Source organism: Leptotrichia sp. oral taxon 223, assembly GCF_013394795.1.
Taxonomy (GTDB): Bacteria; Fusobacteriota; Fusobacteriia; order Fusobacteriales; family Leptotrichiaceae; genus Leptotrichia.
Genome location: NZ_JABXYU010000001.1, coordinates 2,107,633 through 2,123,218 on the forward strand (window position 1 = coordinate 2,107,633; position 15,586 = coordinate 2,123,218).

The following is a 15,586-nucleotide window of genomic DNA, read 5'->3' on the forward strand; positions in this document are numbered from 1 at the left end:
GATCAACTATGTTTTTTGGAAAAAATGAGAAAGAATTGTCAGTTGAGTTGGTAGATGTGGAAGTTGACACATCGGAAATGATTAATATTAAAGATTCAAGAGTGGTTTATATAAATGGTGCAGGGAAACTTAGGGAAGTTCGCAAGGAAGTCAAAAATTTAAAAAATGGGTATCTTTCTCAAATAAGGTTAAATAATGTTCCTTTAATTCAAATGAATAAAGAGTACATTCCTACAATAGAATCACTGCTTGCAACGGGATATGGAATAGAAAATGCAAACTGTAAAGAAATTTTAGAAATACAGGGAAAAATAAATTCAGATTTTATTTCATTAGAAAATTCCATAAAGACAATGACTCCTTTGCTAAAGCTCTTAGGTAATGGATTTTATATGATTGCAGATGCCGAATGTTATCCGACCGATGGAAATGGAAATTTTTTCTGGAATGTCCCAAATAATATGGTTTTAAATCCTGCAACAGCTGAAAAACGTTTAATGGATGATGATTTTACGTATATAGCAGGACAACCAGCATATTTGTATCCCACACAGACAACAGACGTTTATAATCCCAAAAGAATTGACTATTATATTGAAAAATTTAAAAAAATGAATGACAATAATGAGCCTAGAGCAATTGTTTATAATTTTGGACAATTTATAAATTTTATAATTGATGGACATCATAAAGCCTGTGCCGCCGCATTGCTCGGAAAACCATTAAAATGTATTTTAATAAAAAAAGCAGGTTATTTTAGCAGTTATGAAAAAGGAAAATGGACAAGTAAATTATATTTCTTTTCAATTTTTGAAAAATCAATACTTAAAAATGTTCCTAAAAAGTACCTGCCATTTAAAAAAGATGAAATGGAGATAGAAAAATTAAATGAAATAAAATTGGAAAATGGACAAGTGAATAAACGTAAATGGGAAAACAAATATTTGGATTCTGTAAAAAATTTTCCATCTCTTGAAAAATATGCAAATATTGTAAATGCTTCAATTAATTTTAAATTTAAAATAACAGATGAATTAATAAAAAAATATGTGAATATTTTTGATGAAAATAGTCAGGAAATGATGAAAAAAATTATTTATATTTTGATGTATACAGAAAGTCTGGAAAAATTACAGAAAATTGTTATAAAATATGCTAAAAATTCATTAAATCATAAAATTGATAAAGATTTAAAATTAATGATTTATAATATTTTATTTCAAATGAAGAATAATTCCGAAGTAGAGCAGATATTTATTGATTACATAGTTTATAATGAAGATAGGGATGATCCTGTTTTGGAATTGATTAATTCTTACTGGGAATAAAAAATTATTAAAAAAATAGAAGTTTAAATATTTTGAATTTTGTATAACATGTGGTATAATTATCTTAGAAATAAAAGTTAAATATATTTAAAATTAATAACAAAGGAGCGATGCGTATGAAAAAACTTATTATGCTAGGATTACTAACTTTTACAATGTTAGGAATAGCAGAACCTTATAAGGATAATAGAGGTGTGCTGTTTATGAATGAAGATGAATGGGTTAAATTTTATAATAAGGATGGACAGGATGTTGCGGTGTGCCTTGTTATTGGTTCTATGATTATGGAGGAAAGCTATATAAAAGATGGCAAAAAGATGACTCACACTCTTGCTGAAGTTCAGCAGGGAATAAAAGATTTTAACAAAATGCTGGGAGAAACTGGACTTAGGGATATTAATGGCGGAACAGATAAAATACATGAATTTTACTATGCGGCAGTATGTAAAAAGCCTTCACAAAAAGACTTTGACTTGGTAGGTTCTCCAACGTTTAAAAAGGAAATGGACAGAATTTTTGAAACTCATAAAATTATAGAAGATTAGAAAAGTGATTTTAATTATTTAAAAATAAATTAAAAGTTAGAAACCTGTTTTAAATTATTTTATTAAGGCAGGTTTTTAATTTTATTCAACATTTTTAAAAAGCATAAAAAATATGGACTAAACAGAATAAATAGCCCATATCTTTCCAAAATAGCTATAACAGGCAAACTGATTAGAAAAATTGACATAAGTCTGTTAAATTTGTGTCTCTATTATTTAAAAATACTTGAAATTAAAGTTCCTGTTTTAATAAATGCCCCATTTTTTCCTTCTTTACCTTCAAATAATCTTTATCCACATCATTAGCAGCGATCTCAATTTCTGTACGTCCAGCAATTTTAATTCCGTATTTTTCAAGTCCTTCAATTTTCTTTGGATTATTAGTTTTTAAAATAACAGATTTTATTCCTAAATCTTTTATAATTTGTGCTGCCACAGCGTAATCCCTTAAATCATCGGAAAATCCCAATTTATGATTTGCTTCCACAGTATCGTAGCCTTCATCCTGAAGCTTATATGCCTTTAATTTGTTCAAAATACCAATTCCACGTCCTTCCTGACGTAGATAAATTAAAAGCCCTTCTCCACTTTCTTCCAATTCATATAAGGCTCTATGAAGCTGTTCTTGACAATCACACCGTTTTGAGCCAAAAACATCGCCTGTTAGGCATTCAGAGTGAAGTCTGACTGTGATATTTTCTTTATTTCTAATTTCTCCTTTCATAACAGTGATATATTCCTTATGCTCAATTTTATCACTGTAACCTGAAAAAGTGAATTTTCCAAACTGTGTTGGAATATCAACAATCGCCTCATTTTTGACTAATTTTTCGTTTTTTTTTATATAAACAATTAAATCATCAATTGTAATTAATTTTAAATTATGCTTTTGGCAAAATTCAAACAAGTCATTTCGGCGAGCCATTTTTCCGTTTTCCTTTAAAATTTCCATAATGACAGCCACTTCGGAAAATCCTGCAAGCCTAGATAAGTCAACAGCGGCTTCAGTATGTCCCTTTCTTTCAAGAACGCCATCTTCACGTGCGATTAATGGGAATATATGACCTGGTTTTCTAAAGTCTTTTGCGGTTTTTGCAGGATCTGCCAAGTCTTTTATTGTTTTTAGTCTGTCGCCAGCGGAAATTCCGGTAGTTGTACCTTCCAGCGAGTCAACTGACACTGTAAAAGCAGTCCCGTAATAATCAGTATTGTGCTGAACCATTGGGTTTAGTTCCAGTTCTTCTGCACGTTTTTTGGACATTGGGACACACATGAGTCCACGTGCCTCATTAATTATAAAATTTAAAGTTTCATAAGTTACTGCATCAGCTGGAATTATAAAATCCCCTTCATTTTCTCTGTCCTCATCATCGACAACCACTACTGGAATACCATTTTTCAAATCTTCAATGGCAGCTTCAATGCTGTCAAAATTCATCTTTTTTTCTGACATTTAAAATCACTTCTTTCTGTTTTATACTTTTAATTAAAATCCATGTTTTTGTAAAAATTCCATTGTTAAATTAGATTTTTTACCTTTATTTTCTGTATTTTCAAAATTGTCAAACTTTAATATTTTTTCAACATATTTTCCAAATAAATCTGTTTCAATATTTACAAAATCCCCGGTTTTTTTCATTCCAACGGTAATATTTTCAATCGTGTGTGGAATAAGCGAAACCGAGAAAATTCCAGCATTATCATTTACATCAATTACTGTAAGGCTCGCTCCGTCAATCGTTATACGCCCTTTTTCAACGATGTATTTCATATTATTTTTATAATTTTTATCCAGCTGGAATTCGTACACTTTTGCAATCCCCTTATCTGTAATTGATACAATTTTAGCCTCACAGTCAACATCCCCCATTACAAGGTGTCCGCCTAAAAAAGTCGTAAGTGTAAGTGACTTTTCAAGATTGACAATGTCTCCAGCTTTAGCACGCTTCAAGCCGCTTCTTTCAATGGTTTCAAACATTACATCGGCAGTAAAGTCATTTCCATTTAGTTTTGTAACAGTCAGGCACACGCCATTTACAGCGATACTATCCCCAATCTGTGCTTTTTCAGTGACTTTTTTCCCCCTTATTGTAATTTCGATACTTGCAGTTTTTTTCGCAATATCAATAATTTTTCCAGTTTCTTCAATTAAACCAGTAAACATAATTTTCTCCTGATTTTCAATTTTTTATTCTAAATTATAGTACTTCCAATTTAAAATGATAGCAGAAGGTTAGTCTGTATCTATAGCCAATCTACTAATTATAACTTTTTTGTAAAAATTCCATTCCAACATTTTCACCATAAACATTATATTTTACGTTTTTCAAGATGATGGCTTCATTCATATTTTCCTTATCAAATCCAGCAATAAAAGATTTTCCGTCATTATCGCCCAAAATTTTATTAGCAATAAAAATTTCTCCAGCGTCAACAACATCTTCTTCAAAAGCCTGTGAAATAAGAGATTGTCCACCTTCCAATAAAACTGAGTCAATTCCTAATTTTCCGATTTTTTCCAGAATTTCTTCAAATCTAAATTTTGTACCATTCAAAAATATAAATTTAACTTTGTTATTTTCAAAAAAATCTAACTGCTTTTCAGAATTTTCATTGTTGTGGGACGTAATAATTATCGTCTTTTCATCAATATTTTCCTTAATAACATTATTATTTTTTTCAGTTTTTAAATGCGGATCAATAATGATTCTGTATGGATTTATATCATCCTTGATTCTTGCGGTAAGGCTTGGATTGTCGGCTAGGACAGTATTTATTCCAACCATTATTCCCATAAATTTATTTCGGTAAAATTGAACTTTTTCACGTGACGCTTCGTTTGTAATCCATTTGGAATTTCCTGTTTTTGTAGCAATTTTTCCATCCAGTGTAATCGCACATTTTAAGAATAAATATGGCAATTTTGTAATTATATATTTGAAAAACACTTGATTTATTGCATCACATTCGGTTTTTAAAACATTTTCAGCAACTTTAATTCCAGCATTTTTCAATATTTGTACTCCTTTTCCAGCTACTTTTGGATTCGGATCAGAGGAACCGATGACACATCGCTTTAATCCCATTTTTACAATTTTTTCTGCACAAGGTGGTGTTTTTCCATAATGTGAGCAAGGTTCCAATGTAACATAAATTGTTGCATTTGACAAATCTTCTGAATTTTTTGAAGCTTCGTCCAAAGCGTAAACTTCGGCGTGAGGCCCTCCAAAATACTTGTGATAGCCAGTTCCAATAACTTTTCCATCTTGAACGACAACAGCTCCAACCATTGGATTGGGATTAACTGCCCCAGCCCCTTTTTTTGCCAGTTCAATTGCCATTTTCATATATTTTTCGTCAATATTTTCATTCATTTTATTTTTCCTTTATTAATTCATAACTGCTGTCAATTAATTTTATGATTTCATCTTTATTAATATTTTTTGAAAATTTTACAAAAATATTTTTTTATCCAATTTCTTTTATTAAATTAATCATTTCAATTGCAGAAAATGCCGCATCTGCCCCTTTATTTCCAGCCTTTGTTCCTGCTCTTTCAATGGCTTCTTCGATGTTGTTTGTAGTTAAAACTCCAAAAATTACAGGCAGCTCGCTTTGTAATGAAATTTGAGCAACCCCTTTTGAAACTTCTGCACAGACGTAGTCAAAATGTGGAGTGGAACCTTTTATTACAGCGCCAAGAGCAATTATTGCATCATATTTTTGCGTATTTGCTAATTTTTTTGTAATCAATGGTATTTCAAAAGCTCCTGGAACCCAGGCGATGTCGATATTTTCTTCGGAAACATCATTTCTTTTCAGCACATCCAAAGCTCCGCCAACTAATTTGGAAGTAATAAACTCATTAAATCTTCCAGCTACGATTGCTATTTTTATATCTTTCCCATCGAATTTTCCTTCAAAAGTTCTCATTTCAAATCATCCTCTCATTATTTAATTTTTATTTTCATTTAAAGCAAAAAAGCCAAGAATACTGGATTCAAGGCTTTTACAATATAAAGGTAGGTAATTTTAATTTGTAATTATTGTAATTCTGAATTTTATTTAGATAACTCAGATTATATATCACAAAATTACTTAACAAATTCGGATTAAAAATTAATCATTTCACTTCTACCATCTAGACTGTAACTATCGGTACTGGAATCACACCAGTTCATGTCGTTTTCATTTCATTTAAAAGAAAAACAACTCGTGGACTTTTACCACCGGTCGGGAATTTCGCCCTGCCCTGAAGCTTTAAATTTATTTCTAAATTAATAATATCACTTTTTTATTATAATTACAAGTACTTTTTAAAAATTATATGAAATTTTTTTAGAAAAATCAGTTTTTTTTATTGACAAAATTTAAAACATAAGGTATTATTATATAAAATTAATATTAAATTAATAAATATAAAAACTAATAAAAAAGATTTATATACGCTAAATTATTTATTAATTAAAAATAACGATATAATAGGAGGTAAAATGAGAAAAACAATAGGAGTATTAATTTTTATGGTATTTATGGCTTGCAGTAACAGTAAAAGTGAAGAATTGAAAGAAAATAAAAAAACAGAAGAACAAATGGCACAAATTCATACAATTCCCAAACAAGGAAAAAGCTGTACTGAACTTAGAAAATATAACGTTAATGCTGAAAAAATAGAACTAAAAAATAAGGGATTGGAGGAGATAACCTGTATTGCAAATTATAAAAATGTAAAAGCTCTAGATTTACGCTGGAATAAAATCAAGGATATAAAACCACTGGAAAATATGAAAAAGTTGGAAGTTTTAAAAATAAATTTTAATCAAATAGAAAATGTAAAACCATTATTAAATTTGCCAAATTTAAAGGAACTATGGATACATAACAATAAAATAAGTGATATTAGAGGAATTGGAAAATTAACAAAGTTGGAACATCTGGATGTAAGTTTTAATCCGTTAAAAAATGGAGTTGAGGAAATTTCTGGATTGAAAAACTTAAAAAGGCTGGAATTACGTGAAGTTCCAAAAGAAATAGTAGATTATGTATATGAAAATTATCGTAATTTCATGATTCCTGAAAAAATATTTATTGAGCAAAGATACCCGGAACTTACTGCAAAAAGGGAAAATGAAGTAAAATATCCTAATTTTTCAGAATTTGAAAGTAAAATAAAAGGTTTTGAAACAGTAAAGATTATAAAAGAACTTTCTACAAAGGAAATTGCACTGGATAAACTTCCAAAAGAAGTTTACAAGATAGTTGATGAATATAATAAAAATTCTGAAGAAGCAGATGATAAAGTGGAGGGAGCAGCTTTTTTTACAAATAATGTTTACTCAATATACACTCTTACTTATCCTTTTGCCTATGCGGGACAATCAAATAGTGAAACTATTTTTACGAAAAATGGAAAAGTGATTGTAAAAGATATAGTAAATTTAAATTCACAATTGGAAAGTATCGATGGAAACAATCTGTTTTTATCAATAGTTGCAGCAAGTGGAGGGACAAATTATGCAATAACGGATATGAAAAGTGAACAGATGTGGCGTGAAGAATTTAGGGATTTTGGACTAATATCATCTAAGAGAACAGGTAAAATTTTTATAACAGCTTCAAAGGAAAATGTTATTAATGTAAGAAAAAACCATGGTTCAGACAGTTCCATAATTCATAAATTAGCGAATAATGTTGCAGTTGAGGAAATTTCAAATGAAGAAGGTTGGAAATATGTGTATTTTTATAATAAAGATGGGGGATATTATATGAAAGGTTATATACATAAGAGTCAGTTAAAATAGTTTATAAAAAGTAATTATAAATAAGAATTTTATACTATTCTCCGTTTAAATAGTAGATATTTTATAAATTTTAAATTATATATTATTAGTTTAAAACTTTTTATCATTAATATAATTTCTATTTTTTAATGAGATTTAGTATTTAGTATAAAAGAAAGGATGTGATAGCTTTTTTAAAATTAATAAAATTAGTTTTGTGAAAGTTTTAAAATTAAAAGGGGGAAATTAATTGTGGTAAACAGGAAATTTAAAGGGGTAGATATTGGGGATAGTGCAGTTGAATTTTTTGAAAAATTGGCTAAGCTGGAAAGTGGAGGAAAATATAATTTAGCAGATCAAAAATATTATATTGGAAAGTATCAAATTGGAACAGATGTTCTGATGGATATGGGTTGGCTTCCAAAAGGTTCAACTTGGGCAAATGCCAGATTTATTGGTGAAGGTGCAACCAAGTGGAAATTAACAGGTAAACGTAGTTTTTTAAATACGCCTGCAGCTCAGGATGAAGTTATGATGCGTTCTGTAAAGATGAGATGGGCAACTATGAAAAAACATAAGGATAAAATTTGTAAAAACATATCAGTTCCTAAAAATGCGATTTATAAAGGTCCAGGAAAAGTGACGGTTTCTGAAAAAATAGTAAAAGAAACAATGATGAAAAAACGAAAGTATGGATATAAAGCAGAAGATTTGAGGGGAAAAAGTTTTTTGCTTACATCATCTGGGATGATGGCGGCATCACATTTATGTGGGCAAGGTGCGATGTCTAATGCTTTAGAGAATAATTTTAAAGGTGTCTGGGGAATACCAGTAGATGGAAATGCAATGCCTTCCTTACTTTATGCTGAAAATTTAGCAGGATATGATTTATCAGTCATTATTGGATTTAAAGATAATTGTGAAATTGGGCATAAAGTTGTGGAGAAGAATCATACCCAGACTGATAACAAAAACATAAATAAACAGGCTGTGGTTCAGCAGAAACCTAAAACCAATGTTTCAAATAATTCTCAACAAAAATCAGCACAAACACCTGCCTCAACATCAAATGCTGAAAATAACAGCAAAGTAGGAGTGTTTACATTTAATGGGCAGAAATTTGAGGAAGTCTGGGATAGTGAAGAGTATAAAAGGGATAGGAGTGAAAATAGCAAAGCTCCTGAACTAGCCTTTGTAAATCCTGAAGAAGCTGTTTTAAAAAGGTTGCAAGCTAAGTTTAACGATGAAAATGTTTATAATCAGGATTATGTGAAATATTTGGAAACTAAGACTGGGAAAAAAGTGCTGGAAGAGAATAAGGAAGATATAAATGTCATTTTGAAAATGTATGACGAGGCAACCAAAGATAACGAGAATATTGGAAATGTGATAAGACAGCATGGGTTTGATATTTTAAGAGGAAGGGAAGAAAATAATGAAGTTTTGCGGATTCAGGATATAGTTTATTATATTTATTCATATCCTATTCCAAATAAAAGTGCTGTGGAATCTTTAGAATATGTGCTTAGTCAATATTCGGCAAAATATGTGAAATTTCCTGATAAAAAGCCTGTAAATAAATTTAAGAAGCAAAATGATTATGTGGATAAAATACAAGGCGTGATTCAAATACATGTAAAAGATGAGGAAGTTAAGATTGAAAAAAATCAATTGCCTGAAAAATATGATAAATACATGCAAGGAATAAAGGATATTGACGAAATTATTATAAAAATTAGTAAAAAACAGCCATCAGAATTACAAAAGACAAGATGTGAAAATTTGATAAGGGAACTTGGAGAAAATATATCAGAATATGAAAAAACTTATTCTATGGATGAAAATGGAATTAGGCAGTTTCCTCTGTCGAGAAGACTGATTGACAATATAATAATTGAGTTTCTGAAAGTGCAGACTGGATTTAAAGAAGAAAATGAAATTAAGTATTTTGATAACCATAAATACAGGGATAGTAACATTGTAAGAAATTATTTGTTATGGTATATAAAAAAACACAAGGGAATAGATTTGCCTTCAAAAAGTGAAATGGGACTATTTGGCAGGCTTCAAAAAATTGGAAAAGATATAAGGGTAACTACTGTTCTGAATGACTGGATAACTTCAAAATCAGCTATAAAAGTGCGAAATATCAGAAAAATAAGCAATTTGATTGATGAAGTCTATGAAAATTATAGGGATAATTCAGATTTTGAGAAAGATAAAAGTATTATTCAGGCTTTATTTAAGGACAGCAAGGAATTAAGAGACTATGCGGCAAATATTGATTCTATGGACTTGTACGCCTTTTATAAATCATTTTATGACTTGCAGAATGTTATAAATCCTACTGGAGAATTGTTTGTAAATACTAACTGCATGTTAAAGTGTACACTTGGGAAGGACATCAGCAGATTAATAATAAATGAGGATAGAGTTATGCTTAAAGGAGGAAAGCAGGCAAATATAAATGATACTAAAATACAGCCGTTTAAGTCCTGTAGTGCTATTGGAATTTGCCAACCTGCGTTAATAGGGGCATGGGAGAAAAATACAGATGTAAAAGTGAGGGATACGCCTGCATTATTGGATATTTCAACTATACAATGCATGCACGGTGGAATCATAAGCATTGATGACGCTGGACAAAAGGAAGTGGGAACAGCAGTTACTAAGGCTAAGGAATTTAAGGCAGCTGTAAGAGATGCGGATTGTCAATATAGGCTGTTAATAAACATTTGTAGTGATGTAAACAATAATTTTATGCAGACGAAATTAAAAAAAGAGGCACAGAACTTTGCTAAGTGGAAGAGATATAAAACTGGAGTAATGAACAACATGCGTTCATATTTTGCGAAGGATGTAAAAAATATGCTTGGAATGAGAAAATTAACTGATTCTGAAAAGAAAGATAAAGAAAATTTCATAAAGAAAAATAAGGCAAAAATGCAAATTGCAAATCAGGAAGTTACTTCGGAAAAAGAAAAATATTTAAGAAAAAGAATTTATGCCACATTCAAGGAAGCCTATAAAAGTGTAAAACAAAAATCAGGACCTAAATTTGATACTAAAGGGATAATAAAAAATTATGGCTTAAGTTTGTGTGATTACGAAAGAAAACGTTTTTATTCTGCAAAAATGCTGCCTGTAATAACTTACGGCTATTTAATGCGAGCTGGAAATCTGGCTGTAACAGAAAATGCAAAAAGACTGATTGAATCAGAATTAAATAGTGATGTAAATACTACAAATACAGAACAGATAAAATTACAGAACTATAAAATACAAAATAATGTAAAACAGACAAAGGTAATTCCAAAACAAAGAATAAAATCATCAGATGTGTCAAACTGGATTGGAATAGGGAAAATGCTTTATACCTCTACAAAATATGCTCCAACTGCGGGAGATGTGTTAAATGCCATAAGAAAAAATGGAAGAAGTGTGGCGGCGTGCCCGTTTAGTCAAGGAGTGTGGGATGAAACTCATAGTTCTTCAAAATCTAATAATACTACACAGAAAAAAACTGATAATACTCCTAAAATGGAAATAAAGGAGGATACAGCTAAATATCGGTCAAATGTTCTGAACTCAAAATCTAATATTGTAAAATCTGTTAGTAAAAATATAAAAACAGAAAGTAATGCTAAGAGTCAAAATAATACTTCAAATATTTCGACTTCAAAACAGATTCAAACTTTAAATCCAAAAGAAAGTGAAAAGAAAAATTGTTTAACTTGTCCGCATGAGAACCAGAAATTGGATTGTAGAGATACTTGGGATAAAGTTACTAATGAAAGAATAAAAAAATTAGATCCTAGGATTAGATGTACAGTAAAACATTTGATAAATTTTATGGAAGATAAATATAAGGTAAGAATGAGAGTCACAGATGGATACAGAAGTCACGCTCAGCAAAATGAACTTTATAAAAAAGGAAGAACAACAAAAGGACCTGTAGTAACATGGGTTAAAGCAGGGTATAGTTATCATAATTATGGTTTAGCTATTGATGTTTGTACAATAGAAAATGGGAAAGCATACTGGAGAGAAAAAGATTATAAATTATTTAATAATGAAGCTGTAAAATTTGGTGCAGAATGGGGAATTAAGTTTAAAGACAAACCACATTTTCAATTTAGATTTGGTAAAACAGCAAGTCAACATTACCAAGATTATAAAGATAGAGGAAATAAATTGAGTTATACACCTTAAAAAATATAGAATTATGGAGAGTGGTAATTATGAGATTAAAAAATAAAATTATAAAAAATATAATAATGATGTATTTTTTTATTTTTAGTATATCCTGTATGGCAGATAATAAAATTGATAAAAAATATCAAAAAATAATTTCAGATATAAAAGAATTTGAGAAAAAAGGGAAATTTATTGGATATTTTGATGATTCTTGTAACAGGATAGACGATAAAGGAAAAGCAGAATATTACAGAATTTTGCATTCTGAAAATAATGGAGTGTATTTGATAACCCAACATTTTATGAATGGAAAGATAAATAGTATTTACCAATCTAGAAGTATGGATGATTGCGAACTTGAAGAAAATTCTGAAAAAACAAAAAGAGAAGGTAAGATGATTTCTTTTTTAGTGAATGGTAAAAAATATAGAGAAATAAATTACAAAAATGGAAAATTGAATGGAAAAGAGTATTGGTATGGTGAAAATGGAAATATAGAACGAATATCGGAGTATAAAAATAATGTTAAAGACGGAAAGGAAATTTTTTAAGTAAAACAAAGTATAAATTTCTAATTATCTTTTTATATTTTCTTAAATGCTCGTAAAGCCTTATTCTATGTGCTTTCGAGTATTTTTACTGTAGGAAGATACTTCACGTTTCTTTGCATATTTCCTCATGTCTTAGCTGTCAGAAGTGGTAAATAAGTAGTAAATTCATTTGTACTACTAAGCAACAAGACGCTCCTGTTGCTTCTCTTTATTCAAGCGTTTCATTTCTGCCATTGCAGAATCGAATGTTGCATGTGCGTAATAGTTCAGCGTCATGGCTATATTAGCATGTCCCATAATGTACTGTAATGCCTTTGGATTCATTCCTGCATTTGCATAGTTGGTACAGAATGTATGTCGCAAACTATGTGGAGTGATGTGTGGCAATTTATCCTCGTTATACTTATTGTATTTCTTAACAAGACCTTTCATCATGCCGTTGTAATCACTTGCCACTTTTGGATAGTTCTTTCTATTAAGAAAGAGGAAATCACTATATCCATCAATCTCAACACGCTTATCATTCTTTCGATTCGCTAACACTCGCTTAAATGCTTGATAGGCTTCTTCAACCATAGGAACTTGACGTTCGCCACTTTTGGTCTTTGGTGTTTCAATGTAGTACCCAATTTCAGTATCTCTCAATAGCTGATGGTCTATATTGACAAGACGATTCTCAAAATCTAAATCTGGAAGTGTCAAACCACCAAACTCTGAAATACGAAGACCTGTTTTTAAGAGTATCAGAATTTCATCATAATTTTTGCTGTAGGTTTTATCAGCTTTTGCAAAGGCTAACAGTTTTTCTTCCTGTTCTTCTGTTAGTACGGTCTTAGGGACAGTATCATCATCAAGAACTGCTTTCAGTTGAAAGTCAAATGGATTCTTCCGAACACAATCATCTTGTATAGCAATATAGAATGAAGCCTTTAAAGAACGTTTGTAGTTATTGATGGTTTGATAAGCATAACCATTTTCACTCATTCTAATAGCCCATTCTTTAGCGTCTGATGGCTTAATACTGTCAATACTTCTTACACCTAACTTGTCTTTCTTCAAAATATCCATAAGATATTTGCGTCCAGTTTCAGTGTTTTTTCTAACCTTTGGTCTTTGAGCGTTCTGTTTTGCGTAAAGCTGGCAGAGTGTCATTTTCTTTCCTACAACATCAATACCATCATGAATGTCTTTCTGTAACTCTGCGATTTTCTCTCTAAGTGAGATACAATCACGCTTTCCTGCTGGTACTCGGTCTGTAGCCACAAGTTTCCACGAGTAAACAAATTGCGGTTCTCCAAATGAATCTATATATTTGTATAAGTATCTTCCGTCTTTTCGTTGGCTCTCTCCAGTCTTTAAGATTCGACCTTTATTGTCACGTCTTTTTTCTGACATGGCATTTGCTCCTTTCCTTTATGGAAAGAGCCTTGATACGACTTAATACTATTTTATCATATACAAGACCCTTTGGCGACGCTAGATTGCGTCCAATGTATCTATAATTTTTTCAAATTGTTTTCGTTTAATCTGAATACGATTGCCATTCATAATCAGCCAATTTGCATTTTTATTTTCCTCTGCCAAGCGTCGTAGCTTGTTTTCGCCAATACGAAAATATTTTGACGCTTCTTCAATGGTTAGGGTATAACGTTCCCAAATAGGAATGTCAGTCTGCTTCATAAAATCCTCCTTTCCAAATCACTTATTTGGATTTCATAAAAGTTGTTTTACCAGCAATCGAACAGCTTTAGCAAAGCTCACGGGAGTTCCACCCCTGCATGGTTCTCATGTAGCCATACTCATTGCCTGCGACGGTTTTATCACGCTCGGACTATTGACTGTATGGGAGTATCATTATCACGATAAGAATGTCGTTGCAGGCAATCCTGCTAAAGATTGCTTCTCGGATCACTAACATGAATCGCTCGCTATCTTTATAAGATAGGTCATGGCGGTTAGTTCCGTTGGCTCTTTTCTTATCGAAACGTATTCGATTACTTTTATTCAGTTTTCAAAGAACAATGGCTCGTTAGCCTATCAAAACACATTGAAAGCTCAATATGCTTTGGTGGAATAACAAACCTCCCTGTTCGGGAAGCGTGGAATGGTTTAGCACGCTTCCACGAAAGGAGAGAGGATATTACTTAATTTCAAATGACAAAATCTTTGTAATCAGTCTGGTTTCCATTCTTCCACGTAAGACTTCATCAACGACCATACTTTGATTGCCATATTCATCTTTCATAAGTCGTAGGGAACGCTTCGTTATGTACCCTCTGTAATGATGTAGAATCTGGTTAATCGCTTCGGTATCGCCATCTGTTGCCTTTACAATGAGAGGAAAGGGAATCATAGGATATTGTGTTTTCATTCTTCAAATTCCTCCATAAACTTTTTAATTAAGGCTAGTCCACTGGTTCTATGCCGATAGACAGTAGAACGGTTCAATTTCAACAGGTCTGCAATTTCTGAATCGCTCATGTCCATAAAGTAAAACAGCAGTAGAATTTCACGTTTCTTGTCTGGCAACTCACGTAATGCTTCACTCAACAAATCATTTTCAACGCCTACTGATAACCCATTGAGTGTAAAAATCTGAAAGTCAGTTGAATAGTTATCTGTTGTCGCAAACTGGCTAACAAGATAATCGCCAACATCCGAAAAGGACACCTCACGCTTTGCAATCCTTGAAAGATAAAGCATATAATTCTTTCGCTCGTCTTCCATAGCACGTTTACAGATATAGTCAAACTGATTTTCTATTGTGGTCTGAAAAGAAGATGGTTTCATGTTTCTCACCCCCTTTCTGTCTAGGAAAGGAAGTGAGCCTTGCTCGTTTATCTCCTTTCACTCTTAGTCCCAATGTGAAAGGGGGATTTGTTGCATTACTGATAAATAAACTTTGTAAAAAAGTTCTGAATAGCCAAAAAAGCATATAAACAGATTTATTTCTCTGTTTACATGCTTCTGTTATTCTATCTATATGATTTATAAAACCACATTGGTGGACGTACTTATCTATTGCAGATAGACGACTTTTTTTGACAAGAACCCAATGTAAGGAAATTTATTGTATATGATGTACTTCATGGCGACGTTGACCTCCAACAAACCGCCATTTGGAAGTAATATACAATATTTTAACAGCGTAAATAGCACTACCATATAACGGTTTTTTTTATTGG

The 15,586-nt window shown here is 31.2% G+C and carries 14 protein-coding genes and 1 riboswitch; of the genes, 6 read left to right on the plus strand and 8 right to left on the minus strand.

The genetic code is table 11. The features are described from left to right. The first annotated feature begins 8 nt into the window (after window positions 1–8). Window positions 9–1,328 (plus strand): hypothetical protein, encoded by a 1,320-nt coding sequence (locus tag HW275_RS09925; protein WP_178936363.1) that lies wholly within the window; start codon window positions 9–11, stop codon window positions 1,326–1,328. A gap of 116 nt (window positions 1,329–1,444) precedes the next feature. Continuing rightward, window positions 1,445–1,873 (plus strand): hypothetical protein, encoded by a 429-nt coding sequence (locus HW275_RS09930; RefSeq protein WP_178936364.1) that lies wholly within the window; start codon window positions 1,445–1,447, stop codon window positions 1,871–1,873. A 232-nt stretch (window positions 1,874–2,105) separates the two neighbouring features. On the opposite strand, the gene HW275_RS09935 is transcribed toward HW275_RS09930, so the two are convergent. The 4 genes from HW275_RS09935 to ribE form a co-directional block, all read right to left on the minus strand. Beyond that, entirely contained in the window at window positions 2,106–3,326 is a 1,221-nt protein-coding gene (locus tag HW275_RS09935) for a bifunctional 3,4-dihydroxy-2-butanone-4-phosphate synthase/GTP cyclohydrolase II (protein WP_178936365.1), read from the minus strand. Window positions 3,327–3,359: 33 nt separating this feature from the next. Next, window positions 3,360–4,037, minus strand: coding sequence for a riboflavin synthase (locus HW275_RS09940; protein WP_178936366.1), 678 nt, complete (start codon window positions 4,035–4,037; stop codon window positions 3,360–3,362). Window positions 4,038–4,131: 94 nt separating this feature from the next. After that, on the minus strand, window positions 4,132–5,247 hold the full coding sequence (gene ribD, locus HW275_RS09945; RefSeq protein ID WP_178936367.1) for a bifunctional diaminohydroxyphosphoribosylaminopyrimidine deaminase/5-amino-6-(5-phosphoribosylamino)uracil reductase RibD: 1,116 nt from the start codon (window positions 5,245–5,247) through the stop codon (window positions 4,132–4,134). 94 nt (window positions 5,248–5,341) lie between these two features. Next, the gene (gene ribE / locus HW275_RS09950) at window positions 5,342–5,806 is read right to left on the minus strand and encodes a 6,7-dimethyl-8-ribityllumazine synthase (protein ID WP_178936368.1); all 465 of its coding nucleotides are present in this window, start codon (window positions 5,804–5,806) and stop codon (window positions 5,342–5,344) included. Window positions 5,807–5,998: 192 nt separating this feature from the next. Further along, window positions 5,999–6,137, minus strand: a riboswitch (FMN riboswitch). Between the two features lie 229 nt (window positions 6,138–6,366). Between ribE and HW275_RS09955 the strand changes: the two genes are divergently transcribed. The 3 genes from HW275_RS09955 to HW275_RS09965 all read left to right on the plus strand — a co-directional run bounded on the left by HW275_RS09955 (window position 6,367) and on the right by HW275_RS09965 (window position 12,401). Continuing rightward, window positions 6,367–7,674 carry a leucine-rich repeat domain-containing protein gene (locus tag HW275_RS09955; RefSeq protein ID WP_178936369.1) on the plus strand — a complete coding sequence of 436 codons (1,308 nt, stop codon included), beginning with the start codon at window positions 6,367–6,369 and terminating at the stop codon, window positions 7,672–7,674. A 231-nt stretch (window positions 7,675–7,905) separates the two neighbouring features. After that, window positions 7,906–11,865 (plus strand): PAAR-like protein, encoded by a 3,960-nt coding sequence (locus tag HW275_RS09960; protein ID WP_370464336.1) that lies wholly within the window; start codon window positions 7,906–7,908, stop codon window positions 11,863–11,865. Window positions 11,866–11,894: 29 nt separating this feature from the next. After that, window positions 11,895–12,401, plus strand: a complete 507-nt coding sequence (locus HW275_RS09965; RefSeq protein ID WP_178936370.1) for a hypothetical protein — start codon at window positions 11,895–11,897, stop codon at window positions 12,399–12,401. Window positions 12,402–12,578: 177 nt separating this feature from the next. Here HW275_RS09965 and HW275_RS09970 read toward each other — a convergent pair whose 3' ends face one another. Further along, window positions 12,579–13,796 carry a tyrosine-type recombinase/integrase gene (locus tag HW275_RS09970; RefSeq protein WP_001291561.1) on the minus strand — a complete coding sequence of 406 codons (1,218 nt, stop codon included), beginning with the start codon at window positions 13,794–13,796 and terminating at the stop codon, window positions 12,579–12,581. Window positions 13,797–13,877: 81 nt separating this feature from the next. Continuing rightward, a complete protein-coding gene (locus HW275_RS09975) occupies window positions 13,878–14,081 on the minus strand; it encodes an excisionase (protein WP_000814511.1) in 204 nt (67 codons plus the stop codon). On the opposite strand from HW275_RS09975, the gene HW275_RS12520 reads away from it, so the two are divergent. Then, on the plus strand, window positions 14,065–14,316 hold the full coding sequence (locus tag HW275_RS12520) for a hypothetical protein (protein WP_001845478.1): 252 nt from the start codon (window positions 14,065–14,067) through the stop codon (window positions 14,314–14,316). The genes HW275_RS09975 and HW275_RS12520 overlap by 17 nt on opposite strands. 225 nt (window positions 14,317–14,541) lie before the next feature. Here the strand turns inward: HW275_RS12520 and HW275_RS09980 are convergent, their stop codons facing one another. Further along, complete coding sequence (locus HW275_RS09980; protein ID WP_000857133.1) at window positions 14,542–14,772, minus strand: helix-turn-helix domain-containing protein; 231 nt, start codon at window positions 14,770–14,772, stop codon at window positions 14,542–14,544. Continuing rightward, a complete protein-coding gene (locus HW275_RS09985; RefSeq protein WP_000804885.1) occupies window positions 14,769–15,191 on the minus strand; it encodes a sigma-70 family RNA polymerase sigma factor in 423 nt (140 codons plus the stop codon). Before HW275_RS09985 ends, HW275_RS09980 begins: the two co-directional genes overlap by 4 nt. Between the last annotated feature and the right edge of the window lie 395 nt (window positions 15,192–15,586).

Excerpts from the sequence above, each read along its gene's own strand:
- HW275_RS09925 (WP_178936363.1), top strand. The coding sequence starts at position 9 with ATGTTTTTTGGAAAAAATGAGAAAGAATTGTCAGTTGAGTTGGTAGAT.
- HW275_RS09930 (WP_178936364.1), top strand. The coding sequence starts at position 1,445 with ATGAAAAAACTTATTATGCTAGGATTACTAACTTTTACAATGTTAGGA.
- HW275_RS09935 (WP_178936365.1), bottom strand. The coding sequence starts at position 3,326 with ATGTCAGAAAAAAAGATGAATTTTGACAGCATTGAAGCTGCCATTGAA.
- HW275_RS09940 (WP_178936366.1), bottom strand. The coding sequence starts at position 4,037 with ATGTTTACTGGTTTAATTGAAGAAACTGGAAAAATTATTGATATTGCG.
- ribD (WP_178936367.1), bottom strand. The coding sequence starts at position 5,247 with ATGAATGAAAATATTGACGAAAAATATATGAAAATGGCAATTGAACTG.
- ribE (WP_178936368.1), bottom strand. The coding sequence starts at position 5,806 with ATGAGAACTTTTGAAGGAAAATTCGATGGGAAAGATATAAAAATAGCA.
- HW275_RS09955 (WP_178936369.1), top strand. The coding sequence starts at position 6,367 with ATGAGAAAAACAATAGGAGTATTAATTTTTATGGTATTTATGGCTTGC.
- HW275_RS09965 (WP_178936370.1), top strand. The coding sequence starts at position 11,895 with ATGAGATTAAAAAATAAAATTATAAAAAATATAATAATGATGTATTTT.
- HW275_RS09970 (WP_001291561.1), bottom strand. The coding sequence starts at position 13,796 with ATGTCAGAAAAAAGACGTGACAATAAAGGTCGAATCTTAAAGACTGGA.
- HW275_RS12520 (WP_001845478.1), top strand. The coding sequence starts at position 14,065 with ATGTCAGTCTGCTTCATAAAATCCTCCTTTCCAAATCACTTATTTGGA.
- HW275_RS09975 (WP_000814511.1), bottom strand. The coding sequence starts at position 14,081 with ATGAAGCAGACTGACATTCCTATTTGGGAACGTTATACCCTAACCATT.
- HW275_RS09980 (WP_000857133.1), bottom strand. The coding sequence starts at position 14,772 with ATGAAAACACAATATCCTATGATTCCCTTTCCTCTCATTGTAAAGGCA.
- HW275_RS09985 (WP_000804885.1), bottom strand. The coding sequence starts at position 15,191 with ATGAAACCATCTTCTTTTCAGACCACAATAGAAAATCAGTTTGACTAT.